An 18,666-nucleotide genomic window follows, 5' to 3' on the forward strand; every position below is an offset into this window, starting at 1 on the left:
AAAATTCACCTCATTTATTAACATCAGTAAAAAAACAGGTCTTATTTCCTGTATGACAGGCAGCTCCAATCTGGTCTACCATAATAAGCAGAGTATCCTTATCACAGTCTATTTTAATGTTCTTAACATATTGATAGTGCCCTGAAGTTGCTCCTTTATTCCAAAATTCTTTTCTTGATCTGCTCCAAAACCAAGTTGTGCCAGTGTCAATAGTCCTTCTTAAGGATTCCTCATTCATGTACGCAAGCATTAATACTTCTTTAGTTTCATTATCTTGTATTATTGCTGGTATAAGTCCTTTGTCATCATATTTTATATTTTTTAATTCATACATATTCATAACCTCACAGGAATATTTTCATTTTTAAGATATTTTTTAACTTGTTCTATAGTTAATTCTCTGTAATGAAACAGAGATGCTGCCAAAGCTGCATCAGCACCGCTTTCTTTAAATACCTGTGAAAAATGTTCTATTTTACCACAGCCTCCAGAGGCTATTACTGGAATTTTTATTTCCGATGCTACAGCATCCGTAAGCTCTATATCAAATCCTTTTTTAGTGCCATCCGCATCCATACTAGTCAAAAGTATTTCTCCTGCACCTAGAGCTTCAACCTCTTTTACCCAGGTAATAAGATCCATACCTGTATCTATTCTTCCTCCATTGATAACCACATTCCAGCCAGTTCCATCAGCACGCTTTCTACCATCTACAGCCACTACCACACATTGGCTGCCAAATCTTTCGGCTGCTCTATTTATGAGATTTTTATCTCTTACCGCCGCAGAATTAATTGATATTTTATCAGCACCAGCTCTAAGAAGATTTTTAAAATCTTCAAGCTCTCTTATCCCTCCCCCAACCGTAAGCGGAATAAACACTTTTTCGGCTGTTCGTCTTACCACATCTATCATGGTATTTCTTCCTTCATGGGTGGCAGTTATATCTAAAAATACAATTTCATCTGCGCCTTGACGGTTATAGTATTCAGCTATTTCTACAGGATCTCCAACATCCTTTAAATTTATAAAATTGACGCCTTTCACAACTCTCCCATTGTTTACATCCAGACAAGGTATTATTCTTTTAGTAAGCATATTAAATTCCTCCTTACTTAGAGATCATATCTATGAAATTTTTCAGCATTAGCATTCCTACATCCCCGCTCTTTTCAGGATGGAACTGTGCTCCAAAAACATTACCATTCTGAACTACTGCCGGTACATCTATTCCATAATCGGCTGTAGCTGCTAGATTAGCTTCATTCTCCACTTCCGCATAATAGGAATGTACAAAGTACACATAGCTTCCATTTTCAACTCCTTGAATTAGCTTACATTCTCTTTTTATATCCAAGCTGTTCCACCCCATATGAGGTATTTTATAATCAATTTCTAATTTTTTTATTTTCCCTCTTATGAGTCCAAGTCCTTCTGTAGGTTCTACTTCATATCCAATATCGAATAAAAGCTGCATGCCAAGACATATACCCAAAAATGGTTTTCCCGAAAATGAATAATCTTTAATGAATTGATCAAGCTCATTATTTTTTATATTCTTCATAGCATCTGGAAAAGCTCCTACACCCGGAAGTATAAGTCCATGGCATTTTTCTAATTCTTCTTTATCAGCAGTTATAATGGTACTAGCCTTCAAGCTCTCCAGGGCTTTCTGAACACTGCTTAGATTTCCCATGCCATAATCTATAATACCTATCATCAAATCACCCTCCTTTTAACACAGTTTTTTTATAATATACCCTTTGTTGACATTACCCCTTTAATGCTGCTATCTATAGTTACTGCCTCTCTTAAGGCTCTGCCAAAAGCCTTGAATATCGCCTCTATCATATGATGATTATTTTTGCCATGGAGGATTTTTATATGAAGAGTTATTCCTGCATTGAAGGCCGCAGCTCTAAAAAATTCCTCCACCATTTCCGTATCTAAATCTCCTACTTTATCTACGGTAAATTCTGCATCAAAAACTAAAAATGCTCTTCCGCTTATATCCAAGGACACCAGACCTAGAGTTTCATCCATTGGTACATAAGAAGTGCCGTATCTTTTTATACTGCTCTTATCTCCCAAGGCTTCCTTAATGCATGCCCCAAGGACTATACCTATATCCTCTACGGTATGATGACAATCTACTTGTAAATCTCCCTTAGCCTTTAAATCCAAATCCATTCTCCCATGTGCCGCAAAAAGTGTAAGCATATGATCTAAAAATCCTATTCCAGTGTCAATATTGCTGTTTCCTTCTCCGTCTACCTTTAGGTTTAGCTTAATATCCGTTTCTTTTGTTTTTCTTGATATTTCAGAATACCTTCCCATAAAATCACTCTCCAATACCAGCAAGCAGTTTCTCTAATGCTTCAATAAATTCCCCATTCTCTTTTCTGGTGCCTGCATTTACTCTAAGGTTCTCTCCAAAATTTCTTACTATTATGCTGCTATTTCTTAAGCTTTCAAATATTATCTGAGAATAAACAGTCCTTATATATATAAAATTTGCACCTGTGGGGTACACCTTTAATTTGCTTTTTCCAAACTTACTTTCTAAATTCAAAAGCTTCTCATATAAATAGTTTCTCTCTTCTTTTATTCTTTTTATATTCTCCCTTATTATCTCCGGATGACTAAGCATAACCTTAGCCGCTGCCTGAGATAGAGAATTTACATTGTAAGGAGGCTTAACCTTTTTGGCATTTTCTATAATAATATCTCCAGCTATCAAAAATCCTACTCTTAACCCTGCCAAGCCAAAAGCTTTTGAACAAGTCCTAAGCACCGCCAAATTTTCATATTCATATATGCAGTCAATTACAGTTTCACCGTAAAACTCATAATAAGCTTCATCTGCCACTACTAAAGCGTCACAGTTTTTCACTACATAAAGTATGTCATCTCTTTTTATCACATTTCCTGTAGGATTGTTTGGATTAGAAAATATTATTAGCTTAACAGCATTGTCATTAGCCAATTTTACAAATGCCTCTTTATGAAAAATCAAATTTTCTCCCATATCATATTCTAAGGAAGAAGCCCCTATAATTGAGGCGTAAAACTTATACATTGAAAAATCAGGTTTTAAAGTGAGGATTTTATCTCCACTTTCTAGAAATCCATTGCACAAGGTTTGTATTATGTCATCGGAGCCATTGCCGGGCATTATATTTTTTTCTGATGTTCCGCAGTATTCTCCATATAATCTGCATATTTCCTCTGCATCAGGATCTGGATACCTATTGAAGAGTACCTCATCTATGGTACTGAAAAGCTCCTCCTTTAGTTCTTTAGGGAACTCCAGAAAGCTTTCATTGGCATCCAATTTTACATTGTACTTATTTTTATCCATTATATATGGTTGTATTTTTTTTAATTTTTCATTTATAGAAATCTTCCCCATTACTCTAACCTCACTTTTATGGAATTTGCATGAGCAGTTAATCCTTCTGCTTCTGCCAGTACTATAGCCTTATCTCCTATGCTTTTAAGCGCATTCTCAGTATAATAAAGAAAGCTTGATTTTTTTATAAAGCTGTCTACAGATAATGGAGAAAAGAATCTTGCACTACCGCTGGTTGGCAGCACATGATTAGGCCCAGCAATATAATCTCCAAGAGGTTCCGGTGCATATTTCCCAAGAAATATGGAACCTGCATTTTTTATTTCTCCGAGGTAGGACATAGGTTCATCAACCATTAATTCCAAGTGCTCCGGTGCTATGGTATTAGCTATATTTATAGCGTGCTTTGTATCTTCTGTTACTACAATGCAGCCATAATTTTCTATAGATTCTTCTATTATCTTTCTTCTGCTTAGACTTTTAATTTGCAGCTCCATCTGCTGTCTAACCTTTTTAGCCAGGTCCATAGAATTAGTTACTAATATAGCAGACGCCAAAACATCATGCTCAGCCTGAGACATCAAATCTGCAGCTACATATTTTTCATTTGCTGTTTCATCTGCCACTATCAAGATTTCGCTGGGTCCGGCTATCATATCAATGTCTACAAAGCCAAAAACATATCTTTTAGCGGTGGCCACATATATATTTCCAGGTCCTACTATCTTATCTACTTTTGGTATGCTCTCTGTACCAAAGGCTAAAGCTGCAACAGCCTGAGCTCCTCCTACCTTATAAACCTTGTCAACTCCTGCAAGCTTTGCTGCAACTAATATATTAGGATTCACTTTGCCATCTCTTGAAGGAGGCGTCACCATGATTAAATTATTTACTCCAGCTACCTTGGCAGGAATAGCGTTCATAAGCACTGAGGAGGGATAGGCTGCAGTGCCTCCAGGAACATATATTCCAACGTTTTCTAGTGCCCTTATATTTTGTCCAAGCATTACTCCCTGTTCTTTGGTTATTAACCAAGATTTCTGTTTTTGTTTTTCATGATAGAATTCAATATTTTCCTTAGCTGCATTTATTGCAGCTATAAATTTTTCTTCCACCTTGCTGAAAGCCTCATCAAATTCTTCCTGAGATACTAAAAAATTATCTATTTTAACCCTATCAAAGCTTTGAGTGTAATCCTTAAGAGCTTTATCCCCTTCTTTTTTTACTGTTTTTATTATTTCATCTACTATAAAACTCACTTCTTCTTTTACTTCTTCACTTCTATTCTTCAAGCTTTCTATATATTGCTTTTCCAGGCTTCCATCCGCTTTTATTATTTCTATCATCTCTTAATCTCCTTTTTGTAGAATTATTTTAACCCCTGGGATATTTTTCAGCATGCGCTCTCATGATCCACATATTTCTGAATCTTATATATTATGTCCTCAATTTTTTCCTTTTTCATTTTTAAGCTTGCTACATTAACTATCATTCTTGCACTTATGTCACAAACTTCCTCCAATACGATTAATCCGTTCTCTCTGAGAGTTGTTCCTGTTTCCATGATATCCACAATAGCATCCGCAAGACCTAATATAGGTGCTATCTCTACAGATCCTTCTATTTTTATTATTTCCACGTCCATACCTTTTTTAGAGAAAAATTCTCTTGCCACTGCTGGATACTTAGTAGCTATTTTTTTATTATTATAACCGCTGTATAAATTTACTCCCGGCATAGCTGCCACTATGAATTTGCATTTTCCAACCTTTAAATCTACCACTTCATAATAGTTTTTTCCGCTCTCCATAAGAGTATCTTTTCCTACAATACCTATATCTGCTGCGCCATGTTCCACATAGGTTACCACATCTGCCGCTTTTGCCAGAAAAAATTCTATATCATTTTCTTCATCATTAAAAATAAGTTTTCTTCCTTTATTTTTAAGTTCCCCGCAGTTAATTCCTACAGCTTCAAAGATTTCTATGGAGTTTTTCTCAAGACGTCCTTTTGTTAATGCAATTTTCAATTTTGCCATTTTTTCCTCCCCATTTATAGCTGAAATTCTTTTTCTTCTTTGCTTTCCACATCATAAATATAGGTGCTTTCATCCTTTATAAAAATAATATTTTTGATTCCTTTTTTAGATGAATACTCTACAGTTTCTTCTCTTTTTGAAAAGAACGACATTTCACAAGCAAATCCTTTTGAGATTATTCTATCCGCTAATTTGTTTGCTATATCCGTACTCTTATAATCATAGTGAATTATATAATCGGCATTAATATTTACAAAATTTTTTCTACCCTGCTTATGAAAATACTCTAATATCCCATCTACATTTATAGCAAATCCTGTGGCAGGAATATCTGCTCCAAAATTTTTCACAAGCTTGTCATATCTTCCTCCGCTTAATATCTCATCTCCTGCTTCATCTATATAAGCTCTAAATATCAAGCCTGTATAATAATCTATATGATGCACCATTCCTAAGTCCACAGTTAGATAATCTTTGAAGCCCATAGTTACCAGTATGTCGTAAATATTCTCTAGGTTATTCAAAGCTTCAAAAGCTTGCTTTATTTTATCCCCCTGCTTAAGCTGATTTAATAGCTTTCTAGCTGTATCCAAAACTTTAATATCTCCAAAAAGTGCCGGAAGCTTATTTAATATCTCCATATCACTCTTTGATAAGCCAGCTTTTCTTTCCAATAAAAAATCCTTTAAAGCTCCAAAATTTTTATTTTCTATAAAACTTCTGATGCTTTCTTTTTCTTCATCCTCTAGATCTAAATTCTCAACTATTCCCTTAAAGAAATCTATTTGCCCAAGTTCCAGTTTAAAATTGGTTATTCCTGCTTTAATCATGGCCTTCATCGCAGTTGCTATAACTTCTATATCCGCTTTTAATTCCCCTGAGCCTAGGATTTCTACTCCGGATTGAGTGAATTCATTTTTCTTACCGTTTAGATTCTCATTGGCTCTGAAAACATTAGCAGAATAACAAAATTTAATGGGATAATAGCTGTCTCTTAATTTAGTTGCTGCAAGCCTTGCCGCAGGTGTGGTCATATCTGGTCTAAGCACCATTATCCTGCCGCGATTATCAAATAATTTATACAGCTTTTCCTGCTCAATCCATATATTATCTCCATCAAACACATCATAAAACTCCAAAGTTGGAGTTACTATTTCCACAAATCCTCTATCTAGATAAACCTTCTTTAAAATATTTTCTATATACCTCTTATCCGCACAATCCTGAAATAATATATCTCTTGTGCCTTCAGGTATATTTTTTTTCCACTTCCTCATTTTTCCACCGCCTAAACTTTAACGCTTTACCACGCTACTATATTAAAATATTATCAGCTAAAATATTATATGTCAACATTTATTATGCTTAACCATTTATCTATTATTTACCGTATTTAAAAATAGTGCATTTTGAAAAGATAATTATTTTTATATTTATTTAAGGCATAATCAATAATATATCCATAATTTTTTTTATAATTTTAGAATTAAACAGGAAATAATTTATTTATTCGTAAAATAGGTTTAAAATGTAAGAGGAAAAAGACATAAAATTGGAGGTACTAAAAAAATGGATAAAGCTGCAGAAAGAATTTGCTACTATTTAAAAAATATAATTAACATCGAAAGCCCTTCCGGGTACACTAAGGAAGTTATACATTACATTGAAGAGGAACTAAATAAGTTTAATATACCTTATTCTATTACTAATAAAGGTGCTTTAATAGCAACTTTAAAAGGTGAAGATGATGAAAATCAGATAACTTTTTCTGCCCATGTAGACACATTAGGTGGAATGGTGAAAGGAATAAAGGCTGATGGCAAGCTTTCTCTTGTACTTGTAGGCGGATATATGTTAAACAGCATAGAAGGAGAAAACTGTATAATAAAAACTTCAGCTGGAAAAAGTTACAGCGGAACTGTGCAAACCTGCAAGCCTTCAGTACATATAAGCGGTGATGAAGCTAGAGAGCTTAAAAGAACCGCTGATAACATGGAAGTTGTACTAGACGAAAAAGTGTTTTCTAAGGAAGATGTAGAAAAGCTAGGTATTGAAGTAGGAGATTTCATATGTATGGATCCTAGATTTAATATCACTGCTTCAGGCTTTGTTAAAAGCAGATATTTGGATGATAAAGCCAGTGTGGCTGTCCTTCTATACTCTATGGAATATTTAAAAGAAAACAGCTTAAAATTAAAAAGCACTATAAATTTCTATATAAGCAATTATGAAGAAGTTGGGCATGGAGCCAGAGCAGCCCTTCCTGTTAACACTAAGGAATTTATATCTGTGGATATGGGAGCTCCTGGCTTAACTCAAAATTCCTCAGAATACGCAGTATGTATATGCGCTAAGGATTCTTCAGGTCCCTATGATTACGAGCTAAAAAACAAACTTGTTAATATCTGTAAGGATAAGAGTATACCTTATAAAATAGATATATATCCATATTACTCTTCTGATGCCTCTGCTGCTGTAAGTGCTGGCTGGGACATAAGAACAGGACTAATAGGACCAGGAGTATTTGCTTCTCACGGCTATGAAAGAACTCACATGGATTCACTTTGTGCAACAAAGGATTTAGTTATTAATTACTGTATATAAATAAAATAAGCCACTGATTTAAAACAGAGCCTAAAATAAAAATAAAGAAGGTAAAAGCATGAAAAATATCTATGAAATAGCTAATAAAGTTAATGAGCTGGAACAGCAGTACGAAAGACTGGAGTGGGTCTTATATACAGCTGGCTATGACTTTGGCACACAAGAAACTTATAATAAGCTGGTAGATGAGCTCTCCTCGGAAGAGAATTTTAAAGTTGTAGAAAAGGCTTATAATAGCTCTTTTCAAGATATAAAAGAGCAGAGACGCTCTGAAATCATGTATAAAAAATTTAAGCCCTATCATCTATCTAAAGAAATTAACGAGCTTTCTTTAGAGATTGAAACCTTGACAAATAAACTTTCAAATATTTTGAACAAGCATAGAAGCAAGATTAATGGAGTAGAAGTTTCTTCTGTAGACATAGCCCAAATTTTAAGCGGAGAAAGCGATAGAGCCAAAAGAAAGGAAGCTTTCCTTGCAAGAAGTCAAGTAAATAAAGCTCTAGTAGACGGCGGTTTTATCGAACTTATAAAGCTAAGAAAAGAATATGCTGAAAAAAGAGGTTTCAAAGACTTTGTAGAAATGAAGCTGGATGAAGATGACTTAAATATAGATATATTTAAAAACTGGAAGAAGCAGGTTCATAACATGCTTCCAACCATGCGTAAGACTAAGGAACAAGTAGCTATAAAGTATCTTAATGATACAGAAATTGAGCCTTGGGACGAAGATTTCATCTCCTCAAAGCTTGCTCCAGCTTTAAATGCAAAAGTAGATATGAGCTCTTATTATGATGTGATCAGAAGCTTCTTTTTAAAATTCGGTATAGATATAAGCAAATTTAATATAACCTATGATATTTTCTCCAGAGCAAATAAATCTGAATGGGGTTATAATTTTCCTATTGCTACTGGCAAAGATTCCAGAATATTAGCTAATGTTAAAAATCAATATAGAGAATATGGAGTGCTTTTACACGAAACAGGGCATGCTGTTCACTCTTTTCTGTTAAGCCCTGATGAAACAATATTGAATTATGCTGTAAGCGGAATAATATCTGAAGGAATTGCTAATTTGTTCGGAGGTTTTATTTACGAGGAAATATTCTACAAACAATTCTTTGCTGCTACTGCGGTAAAAGAGGAATTCAAAGTAGTAAGGGATTATTTTAATATAAACTCACTTACTGCAGTTAATTCAATACTTTTTGATCAAGAGCTTTATAGAAATGATATAAATTCTTTAGAGGATATAAATAATCTGGCATTTAAACTCCAAAAGGATATTTTAGGAGAAGATCGATATGCTGAAGAATATCCTTGGGGCTACAGAATTCATCATACTACCCATCCAATATATCTGCATAATTATTTTATGGGAGATGTGACTTGCGAAATGCTTAAAAAGTCCTTCTGCAAAAACTATAAATGCTCTTCGGTAATAGAAAAGCCTTTGGACTTCAGTGAATTTTTAATTACTTCCGTAATAAGTCCTTCAGGCCTTTACAAATATCCAGATCTATTTAAAAGAATCAGCGGAGAGGATTTTTCTCTTAAATATATACTCTAATAATTGCAAATTATAAATGGCAGGTTTCAAAGGAAATCTGCCATTTATCTATTTTTATTAGCTATTAAGTTTTGCGGCCTCTACTATTTCTTTAGGGTAACCTAGATAATCTAAAAGCTTTATAGCATTTCTTGTTGGTGAAACACCAGCTCGTATTTTATAATCAAACTTTAGTCCTTCTTCGTTATCTACATCTTCAGTAAAGTAGTAACAAGCATACTTGTCCCTAAGCAATTCCGTAAGCTCTAAGTCATGAGTTGCTACCACTACTAAAGCATTTCTAGCCATAAAATATTTTAATATTTCTGTAGAAGCTGCAACTCTTTCTATAGGGTTTGTCCCTCTAAATATTTCATCTATTATGCATAGAGTTGTATATTCTCTGTTGCAGTTATTAATTATTCTAAGCAGTGCCTCTGCTTCTCCCAGATAATAGCTTTTTCCTTCATTTATATCATCCTGAGGACTTATGGAGGTCATTATATTAAGAAAAGGAGCTTCATACTTTTTAGCCATAACCATGACTATAGTCTGTGCTAAGATTGCATTCACTCCAACAGCTCTAAGAAAAGTAGATTTTCCAGACATATTGGAGCCTGTTATTATTATTCCGCCTTTTATGCATATATCATTTGGTACTGCTTCCTCCAAAAGCGGATGACTTAAGCCTTCTATATTTATGTTAGCGTTATCTTTAGAGAATTCAGGTTCCACATATCCAGTATTGCTATCTCTATAGGAGGCTATAGAAACAAGAGCGTCCAAGGTGCCTACCATGGAATAAACTTTATTTAATTCATACCTATGAGAATTAATATCCTTAATTATCTTATAATAATTTCTTTCATCTATGAGGAATATTGTCTTAAAATATTCTAAAATTATATCCGCATTATCAGGTATGGCAAGCACACTTGCTTTAGGAATCATATTTTTAAATTTATTATATAAACCTTTTAAGGGTTCTATATAATGATTAAGCTCAGCATTATTAATTTCAGATATTTCTCCTGCACATTTTATAACCTTTGACAGGTACTGTATAGAATGAAGCAAGCCTTCATTGGAAGTCAGGCTCTTATTATGAATATACATATTAATTCCAAAGGATATTATCAAAGGAAATATTACTGCGCTCTTAAAAAATGGAATCATGCATAGAAGTACTAACGGCATAGCAGCAGCAACATTGCAGGTTCTCATCATGCTTTCATCAAATTCATGTTCCTTAAATAACAGTTCAACTATGTTTCCATCCTTAGCTCTTTCTCTTCCGCAGATATAAAGATAAGTTCTAAGTTTATCTCTCAATTCCTTATCCCTAGAAAATAAATCTATTTGAGCCTTTCTTATATGGATTTCCTCCTGGCTCTTAAGCGGTCTTCTCAAAATATCATATAGCATATGCTCACCTGGAGTGGATAAATTTCTGTCTAAAAAAGCATATATTTCATCCATGGTAAGATCTCCCCAGGTTTGATCATCTATTATATCTTCTTCATCCTCTTTTTTAGACAGCAAATGATATTTTTTCGTTCTTTCTAAATTTCTCTTCTTTTCTATGGGAGTACCCCAGTTTTCTTTTAAATAGTCAAGCATTCTGTAAAAATTTCTTCTGTATCTAAACTTCAAAGCTATGGCTAGAAATACAGGAACTAATATAAGCACGGAAAATCCCTTAATTCCATAGCTTTGCCCTAGGAGTAATCCAAAATATACATCCAAAGCCAAAAGGGCTAAAAACAATTTAAACAACTTATCTAAAACATATTCATTACTCATGGCTGTCTACCTGCCTTCTTTATTAAGTTTCTTATAGCTACTGCAAATGCATCTGGTCTATCTACTTGAATATAGCTTCCTGATTTCTCTATAACCATCTGTTCTGAATTGCTGGAGAGCTCTGTAAGCTTTTTTTGCTGTTGTATATAAGCGGTATCCTTAGAGGCATCATTAAATTTTGAGGCTGGAGTCATAACTATAAGCGGCATACTTAAAGAATTTTTTTGCTGTACATTAAGGTTATAGTTCTTTAAGGTTTTAAGCTCATCTCCAAAAGCACCATAATATTGCCCAGTTTCTCTTTGTGCTCTAAAAGCCCCTTTATCATCTTCCTCTAAGTTATTCAGGAAATACTCTTTATCCTTAAATATTCCTAAATCATAGGCCAGTCTGGTTCCCCCAAAATAGGAAGCAACTTTTTTTATATTAGCATTCCTTATATTTTTAGCTAAAGTTTGCTGAAATTCCTTGCTTTTTATATCATCTTCCATAAGACTGTCCACTAATATTACTCCAACTATGTCTTTAGGATATTTCTTAGCATATTCAGTCATTATAAGTCCGCCATAGCCATGTCCTACAAGTATGTATGGTCCCATAGTACCAGTACTTTTTAAAACATTTCTCAAGTTATCAACATTAGCTTCAAAATCCATATTACTAGTTGAGGCATCACTGAAACCAATGCCCGCTCTGTCATAGGAAAGTTCTCTATAAGTATCATCAATGCTGTCCTTAACGCCCTTCCATTGCCCTATAGCACTGCCAGTATCACTTTCAAATACAACGGCGTATTTCCCATTTCCATTACCACCAGAATTTACAAACAGCCTGTAACCCTTAATAGAATACATGCTTCCTTTTCCCTTGTATTCATTTTGATCTGCTCGAGATGCTATGAATTGAAATAACACTCCCACAAAAAGCAAAAGCACTAAGGAGAAAAAAATAATTTCAACAGATAATAATATTTTATTTCTAGGTTTATCACCAGGCTTCTTCAAAAAGCTGCTGGCATTTTTATCTTTATATTTAGAAAGAGCATTAGTAAATATAAAAAATTTCATATAATTGACCTCTATCTTTCCCCAAGCTTAAGATTTGGAATAGCATTTAGTGTAAGTGGAGATCTAACTCCTCTCATATATTCAAAATAAGCAGCGCTTCCTATCATGGCTGCATTATCAGTGCACAATATAGGCGGTGGAAAAAGTACCTTTATTCCAAGATTTTCTCCCGCCTTCATAAGAGATTCTCTTAAAGCAGAATTGGAAGCAACTCCTCCTGCTATAGCAATCTTATCTACATTTCTCTTTTTACAAACCTTTATAACATTATCCGTAAGCACATCTACTACAGCTTTCTGAAAGGATGCAGCCACATCAGCTTTGTTTACCTCTTCATGAGTCATCTCTGCTTTATTTAAATAATTTAATACTGCAGATTTTAAGCCGCTGAAAGAAAAATCCAAGGAATCATCATGAAAATTAGCTCTAGGAAACTTTATAGAAGCCTCTCCTTCCTTGGAAAGCTTATCTATCTTTGGTCCCCCGGGATATCCAAGTCCTATTGCCCTAGCCACCTTATCATAAGCCTCCCCTGCCGCATCATCTCTGGTTTGACCTATAACTTCAAAATCCCCATAATCCTTCATGTGAACAATAAAAGTGTGCCCTCCAGATACCACCAGACATACAAAAGGCGGCTCCAAGTCTTTATGCTCTATAAAATTAGCACTTATATGTCCTTCAATATGATTCACACCTATCAAAGGCTTTTTCAATGCATAGGCTAACCCTTTTGCATACTGGAGTCCTACAAGAAGAGCTCCCACAAGTCCTGGTCCGTAAGTTACTGCCACCGCATCTATTTCCTCAAAATCTACCTTTGCCTCCTGAATAGCTTCCTCTACTACTGCATTTATAACTTCTACATGTTTTCTTGAAGCTACCTCAGGTACAACTCCTCCAAATTTTTTATGTATATCAATCTGTGATGCTATTATATTGGATAGAACTTCTCTGCCATTCACTACCACTGCCGCTGCAGTCTCATCACAGCTGCTTTCTATAGCTAGTATTTTTATATCTTTCATCTTATCACCCTTTATATTAAGCCATTATACTTATTTTTAACATACCTTATATTATATTATTATACCGATTAATTGTAAATTCTATTTAAAATTTATTATTCGCTATTTGTAAAACAAATGTTATAATATATACACATAAAAACATTTTTCAGCGGAGGTATTATGGAAGCTTATGCAAAGGTTATAGTTAAGGGATCTCCCATATCTAAATCTAATTTTAAATTATTCAACAGCAGCGGAAGAGCTATTCTTCCTTATAATTCAGGAAAATATCATGATAGATATGCCCTTTACGAAGAAGAAATTGCCTATGAAGCAAGGATTCAGAATCCTAATACTGTCCTTTCTCAAGCTTTGATTGCAGTGCTTAAAGTTTTTTATAAAAGTGCTAAGAGACATCCTGATACAAATAATATTACGAAAAGTATATTCGATGGTATCGAAAAAAGCGGATTAATAATTAATGATGCCCAAATAAGGCGTCTTATAATCGAAGAGTATTACGATGTAAAAGATCCTAGATTTGAATTAGAGCTTTACGGTGAAAGCAGCTATAGTATGAAATACGAGATATTTAAAAGAGAGATTCCTAATAAACCTATAGAATACGAACCACCATCTAACAAAAAAAATATTTCAAGTTTAAAAAAAATAAAACCAAAGGAAACAGAGGCTACCGCCGATAAGCTTTTGTGCAGCATATGTAACAGAGAAATTTCTAAAGACTCCTGCATATCTGCCAATAATGGAAATATGTTAATTTGTAAAAATTGCTTTAAAAAATTATTTTAATAGGGGGGCTAAAATTGCTTATACGTGATATATACAAAAATAAAAAACCTGTCATATCCTTCGAGATATTTCCACCAAAAAAGGATAGCGATATTTCTGCAATTTATAATACTTTAGAAGGCTTAAAGGACATGCGACCAGACTTTATAAGCGTAACTTACGGTGCAGGGGGAAGCACCAGAGACACTACTGTAAGCATAGCATCCTTGGTAAAAAACAAATATAATATAGAGTCACTGGCACATTTAACCTGCGTAGAACTTGATGAAAAAGCTTTAAGTTCCATTACAGAAAATTTAAAAAACAATAATGTAGAGAACATATTAGCCTTGCGTGGAGATTTACCAAAAGATTTCTCTCACGATGCTCTTAATTCTCAAAAATTTAGACATGCTAGCGATATAACTTCTTTTATTAAAAAATCAAGCGGATTTTCTGTAGGAGGAGCTTGTTATCCTGAAGGCCATGTAGAATGTGATAGTCTTGACAAAGATATATATAATTTAAAGCTTAAGGCTGAGAGCGGAGCAGATTTTCTTATTACTCAGCTATTCTTTGACAATGAAAAATTCTATTCCTTCATGGAAAAGATAAGAAGCATAGGCATAAACATCCCTGTGTCTGCAGGTATAATGCCTGTAACAAATAAAAAGCAGATTGAAAGAATGGTTCAGCTTAGCGGAGCCACTCTACCTAAAAAATTTACTCGCATAATGGAAAAGTATGAATTTCAGCCTGAAGCTCTAAAGGAAGCAGGAATAGCCTACGCTACAGAACAGATAATAGACTTGCTTTCCTGGGGAATAGACGGCATTCATCTCTATACCATGAACCGTCCGGAAACCTGCAGAAAAATAACTGAAAATATAAAGACTATAAGAAATTCTTTAGAGGAAAATATAATTTAATACAAAAATGGCTGTCACAAAAAGATTATTTATTTTAAAATATTAAGATAAGATTCGTAAGTGATAAATTTCAAGTAAGAATTAAGAGGTAAAAATTAATAGTTATTGAGGAAATCGTCTCTTTGTGAGCCGATTTCTTATAATTTTTACACTTATTTTTAATTCTTAAATTTTACTTATTAACTTGTTCTTATCTATTTCTCTTTAAAATAACCTTATCTTCATTGTGCAGCTCCCTTATCTCAACTATAATTTTAAAATGTAGTTTAGCATTTAGCAGCATATTCTGCAGCAGCTTCTGCAGCTTTATAGCCTTCAAGGCTTACCTCATCAGCGCTATTATGTTTTCTTATCACATCACCGCAGGCAAATATCCATTCTTTACTGGTCTGCATTTTTTCATTTACTTGCATAAGCTCTTCTTCAGATATTTCTAAAGTATCTCTTAAAACCTCATTCTCTGGTTTCAAATCTACAGAAATCATTAAAGTATCACAAGAAATATATTGTTCACTTCCTTCAATAGGTTTTCCTGAAGCATCTATTTTGCATATAGTAACACCCTGCACTCTGTCCACACCAGCTATAGATTTAATAACATGAGAAGTAATAATATTTATATCAAAATCTTCTACGCATTGAAGTAAATTTTTTCTATCACATTTTATATTCTTATTTTCTTCTACCATAGCCTTTACTGAAGCACCTTCTAGCACTAATCTTTCAACAGTTGAAAAGGAAAGATTGCTAGTGCCATATACTACAATTTCCTTACCAGGCAAATACCCATATATATTAACAAGATTTTGGATAGTTCCAGCTGTAAGTACTCCTGCCAGCCTGCTCCCGGGTATATCTAGACTCACCTTTGGTATTTCTCTGCAGCCAGCTGCAAAAATAACTGCCTTAGCTTTAACCTTATGTATTCCTTTTGGATTTATGAATTTAATCTCCCTTTGATCATTTATTTCAATAACCATAGCATCAAGTTCACATTCTACTCCAAGATTATTGAATTCATTTATGAATCTTTGAGCATATTCACAGCCAGTAATATCTTCATTAAAAATATTAATACCGTAACCCTTTTGTATGCATTGATTAAGTATTCCGCCTAATTGGTTTTCTCTATCCAAAACCAGACATTTGCAGCCTAATTCTGTGGATTTTACAGCTGCAGCCAGCCCAGCAGCTCCTCCTCCTATTATAACTATATCGTAACTTTTCATTTCGCCTAACCTCTCAAAATTTAAAAAATATTACACTATAAAATATATTACAGAGGCTCAAAATAATCAATTTTATTTTTTTGCTGCCTATAAATTTATTTCATTTTGAGCATAATATAAAAAGGCTATGTTTAAGAAATTACCGATGTAAAGCTTTGAACATAGCTAAACTAAATTAAATTTTATATAATAAAGGAGGTGTTCCCTTGAATATACGAACTGGCATAAACTTAGATAAAGAAATGAAAAAACTTATAAAATTCAGCAAATTTCATCCCTATATGGAAAACTATGAAGAACATCCAAAAACCAATCATAATAAGTCAAATAATAAATGCTGTGAAAGCAATTCAGTTTCTGAAAATATGAAATATATAATTCCTGCTGGAATAGCTGTTTTAGGAGCTGCAGCCCTTGTTGGCTATGGCATAGGGAAAAATTCAAGATAGATACATAATAAAAAACTAAAGCAGGTATAATTGGCTTTAGTTTTTTATTATCACTAAATATTAATTTACAACGTCTTTAAATTCAGCACTATTCTTCACATTATTAAAATCCGCTTCATGCCTTGCCTCATCCTTCACGTTTGGGTTAATGGCAATAGCTTGTTTTAAATATTCTACAGTATTTTGTACATCTCCTCTTCTGCCATATATACTAGCTATTCCATAATAGCTCCATTCATATTTTTCAATCTCTAGAGCTTTTTTATACCATTCAATGGCAGTATCATAATTTGCCTGCAGCTCATTAGCAAGCCCCATATCAAATCTTCCGTGACCATAATCGTCTTTTAGCTGTAAGCATCTCTCTATGTTGCTTACACCTTCTTTATAATTTCCTTTATAGCACTGTGCTATTCCTTTTATGTCATAGGCCTTGTAGAAGTCAGGATACATCAGTATAACCTGATCCTCAGCTTTTATGGCATCATCATAGTTTTTTTCATAAAGCAAATTATAGCCTTTTATATAATCCTGCTGTTTTTGATCTTCAATTGCCTGCTGACTGCTTTGCTGATTATTTTGATTTGATGTCTGCTGAGAATTATTATCTAAGCTGCTATTGGTATTGCTGGAAGCCTGTTCATTGGTTTTTGCTTGATTATTTTTCTCTATATTGTTTTGATGAATTTTCACTCTGTACTCACTTGACACCAAAATTCCTAAAAAAATAAATAATAAAAATGTGAATAATAATTTAATCTTATGTCTCTTAATAAAATTCATAGTTCTTCCCTCTTATTTTTTATGAAACTTAATTTATAGATTAAATTATAACATAAATTTATATTTTTCAATGGTTAATAAATTAATAATTTATATTAAAAAATTTATACATGATTTGTTAACATAAAAAAGCGATGCACATTTTTAATTCTTGCATCGCTTCTTTACATAAATTAAATATTCTTTGTTTACCCTTTTACCGCACCTACAGTAACTCCTCCAATTATATATTTGGAGCAGAATAAAAATACAAGCATAATAGGTATTATAGATAGAGCTATGCACATATAAACTGCTCCAAAATCTGTCTGGTAGGTACCCTTTGCCATGGCTGTAAGTATTGGAACTGTATATTTATCTTCATCATTTAACACTATAAGAGGAGTAAGATAGTTATTCCAGGTACTTATAAATGTAAATATTGACATAGTTGCCAATGCAGGAGTTATTATAGGCATAACTATTTTGTTATATATTTTAAATTCTCCGCAGCCATCTATTCTGGCAGATTCCATTAAGGAATCCGGTACAGAGGAATCAATGTAAAGCTTCATGAAAAACACTATGTTAGCTGTAGCAATTGACGGAAGTATCAAAGCTAATCTGCTATTCATTAAATCTAAAAATCTTATAACCCTGAAGAAACCAAGTATTCCTAATTGAGGTGGAATCATAAGCGTCATAAGCACTATTGCAAACAGAAATTTATTGCCTTTAAATTTAAATTTTGAAAAGCCATAAGCAGTAAGTCCCCCAAAATATGCTGCAAGAAGTGTAGCACTGAAGGATATTATTATACTATTTTTAAATCCATTCCATATATTTATTCTTTGCTGCATTCTGTTGTAGTTATTAAGAAAATCTTTACCTGGTATAAGGCTTAATTTTGAGGCTATTTCTGCATTGCTGTGAGTGGCATTTATAATCATTATATAAAATGGTATGAAGCATAATACCGCAAGAGCAATAAGGAATATATACAAAACTATTTTTCCTACAGTGAAATGAACCTTTTTTCTTGTTTTTAATGCAGGTGTATTTTTATTTTTAGCTAATTCCATACT

The 18,666-nt window shown here is 33.5% G+C and carries 19 protein-coding genes; 5 read left to right on the forward strand and 14 right to left on the reverse strand.

Features of this window, described 5'->3' with window-relative positions:
- Positions 1-10: 10 nt before the first annotated feature.
- Genes hisI through IAI10_RS02410 form a run of 8 tightly spaced genes read right to left on the reverse strand, consistent with a single transcriptional unit; the run spans position 11 to position 6,667 of the window.
- Positions 11-340 (reverse strand): phosphoribosyl-AMP cyclohydrolase, encoded by a 330-nt coding sequence (hisI, locus tag IAI10_RS02375; RefSeq protein ID WP_315671692.1) that lies wholly within the window; start codon positions 338-340, stop codon positions 11-13.
- Entirely contained in the window at positions 337-1,098 is a 762-nt protein-coding gene (hisF, locus tag IAI10_RS02380) for an imidazole glycerol phosphate synthase subunit HisF (RefSeq protein ID WP_315671693.1), read from the reverse strand. Before hisF ends, hisI begins: the two co-directional genes overlap by 4 nt.
- A gap of 13 nt (positions 1,099-1,111) precedes the next feature.
- Positions 1,112-1,720, reverse strand: a complete 609-nt coding sequence (gene hisH / locus IAI10_RS02385) for an imidazole glycerol phosphate synthase subunit HisH (RefSeq protein WP_315671694.1) — start codon at positions 1,718-1,720, stop codon at positions 1,112-1,114.
- 29 nt (positions 1,721-1,749) lie between these two features.
- Positions 1,750-2,337: an imidazoleglycerol-phosphate dehydratase HisB gene (hisB, locus tag IAI10_RS02390; protein WP_315671695.1), complete on the reverse strand. Its 588-nt coding sequence runs from the start codon at positions 2,335-2,337 to the stop codon at positions 1,750-1,752.
- Between the two features lie 4 nt (positions 2,338-2,341).
- Entirely contained in the window at positions 2,342-3,412 is a 1,071-nt protein-coding gene (gene hisC / locus IAI10_RS02395; protein ID WP_315671696.1) for a histidinol-phosphate transaminase, read from the reverse strand.
- The gene (gene hisD / locus IAI10_RS02400; protein ID WP_315671697.1) at positions 3,412-4,698 is read right to left on the reverse strand and encodes a histidinol dehydrogenase; all 1,287 of its coding nucleotides are present in this window, start codon (positions 4,696-4,698) and stop codon (positions 3,412-3,414) included. The genes hisC and hisD overlap by 1 nt, the downstream gene beginning before the upstream one ends.
- A 47-nt stretch (positions 4,699-4,745) precedes the next feature.
- A complete protein-coding gene (hisG, locus tag IAI10_RS02405) occupies positions 4,746-5,390 on the reverse strand; it encodes an ATP phosphoribosyltransferase (protein ID WP_315671698.1) in 645 nt (214 codons plus the stop codon).
- 14 nt (positions 5,391-5,404) lie between these two features.
- Positions 5,405-6,667: an ATP phosphoribosyltransferase regulatory subunit gene (locus tag IAI10_RS02410; protein ID WP_315671699.1), complete on the reverse strand. Its 1,263-nt coding sequence runs from the start codon at positions 6,665-6,667 to the stop codon at positions 5,405-5,407.
- Between the two features lie 292 nt (positions 6,668-6,959).
- On the opposite strand from IAI10_RS02410, the gene IAI10_RS02415 reads away from it, so the two are divergent.
- Entirely contained in the window at positions 6,960-7,994 is a 1,035-nt protein-coding gene (locus IAI10_RS02415; protein WP_315671700.1) for a M42 family metallopeptidase, read from the forward strand.
- Positions 7,995-8,052: 58 nt separating this feature from the next.
- On the forward strand, positions 8,053-9,564 hold the full coding sequence (locus IAI10_RS02420) for a hypothetical protein (protein WP_315671701.1): 1,512 nt from the start codon (positions 8,053-8,055) through the stop codon (positions 9,562-9,564).
- A gap of 57 nt (positions 9,565-9,621) precedes the next feature.
- Here the strand turns inward: IAI10_RS02420 and IAI10_RS02425 are convergent, their stop codons facing one another.
- The 3 genes from IAI10_RS02425 to tsaD are packed head-to-tail and all read right to left on the reverse strand — an operon-like array spanning position 9,622 to position 13,441.
- Positions 9,622-11,346, reverse strand: coding sequence for a MutS-related protein (locus IAI10_RS02425; protein ID WP_315671702.1), 1,725 nt, complete (start codon positions 11,344-11,346; stop codon positions 9,622-9,624).
- A complete protein-coding gene (locus IAI10_RS02430) occupies positions 11,343-12,413 on the reverse strand; it encodes an alpha/beta hydrolase (RefSeq protein ID WP_315671703.1) in 1,071 nt (356 codons plus the stop codon). The genes IAI10_RS02425 and IAI10_RS02430 overlap by 4 nt, the downstream gene beginning before the upstream one ends.
- A gap of 11 nt (positions 12,414-12,424) precedes the next feature.
- Positions 12,425-13,441, reverse strand: a complete 1,017-nt coding sequence (gene tsaD, locus IAI10_RS02435; RefSeq protein ID WP_315671704.1) for a tRNA (adenosine(37)-N6)-threonylcarbamoyltransferase complex transferase subunit TsaD — start codon at positions 13,439-13,441, stop codon at positions 12,425-12,427.
- Between the two features lie 159 nt (positions 13,442-13,600).
- On the opposite strand from tsaD, the gene IAI10_RS02440 reads away from it, so the two are divergent.
- Both IAI10_RS02440 and metF read left to right on the forward strand, forming a co-directional pair.
- On the forward strand, positions 13,601-14,233 hold the full coding sequence (locus IAI10_RS02440) for a RusA family crossover junction endodeoxyribonuclease (RefSeq protein ID WP_315671894.1): 633 nt from the start codon (positions 13,601-13,603) through the stop codon (positions 14,231-14,233).
- 14 nt (positions 14,234-14,247) lie between these two features.
- Positions 14,248-15,141 (forward strand): methylenetetrahydrofolate reductase [NAD(P)H], encoded by an 894-nt coding sequence (gene metF / locus IAI10_RS02445; protein ID WP_315671705.1) that lies wholly within the window; start codon positions 14,248-14,250, stop codon positions 15,139-15,141.
- A 266-nt stretch (positions 15,142-15,407) separates the two neighbouring features.
- On the opposite strand, the gene IAI10_RS02450 is transcribed toward metF, so the two are convergent.
- Entirely contained in the window at positions 15,408-16,370 is a 963-nt protein-coding gene (locus IAI10_RS02450; protein WP_315671706.1) for an FAD-dependent oxidoreductase, read from the reverse strand.
- A 206-nt stretch (positions 16,371-16,576) separates the two neighbouring features.
- Between IAI10_RS02450 and IAI10_RS02455 the strand changes: the two genes are divergently transcribed.
- Complete coding sequence (locus IAI10_RS02455; RefSeq protein ID WP_315671707.1) at positions 16,577-16,819, forward strand: hypothetical protein; 243 nt, start codon at positions 16,577-16,579, stop codon at positions 16,817-16,819.
- Positions 16,820-16,879: 60 nt separating this feature from the next.
- Here IAI10_RS02455 and IAI10_RS02460 read toward each other — a convergent pair whose 3' ends face one another.
- Positions 16,880-17,602, reverse strand: a complete 723-nt coding sequence (locus IAI10_RS02460; protein WP_315671708.1) for a tetratricopeptide repeat protein — start codon at positions 17,600-17,602, stop codon at positions 16,880-16,882.
- A 188-nt stretch (positions 17,603-17,790) separates the two neighbouring features.
- Entirely contained in the window at positions 17,791-18,663 is an 873-nt protein-coding gene (locus IAI10_RS02465; protein ID WP_315671709.1) for a carbohydrate ABC transporter permease, read from the reverse strand.
- Positions 18,664-18,666 lie beyond the last annotated feature (3 nt).

This window comes from Clostridium sp. 19966 (genome assembly GCF_032335695.1).
Classification (GTDB): domain Bacteria; phylum Bacillota; class Clostridia; order Clostridiales; family Clostridiaceae; genus JACTOJ01.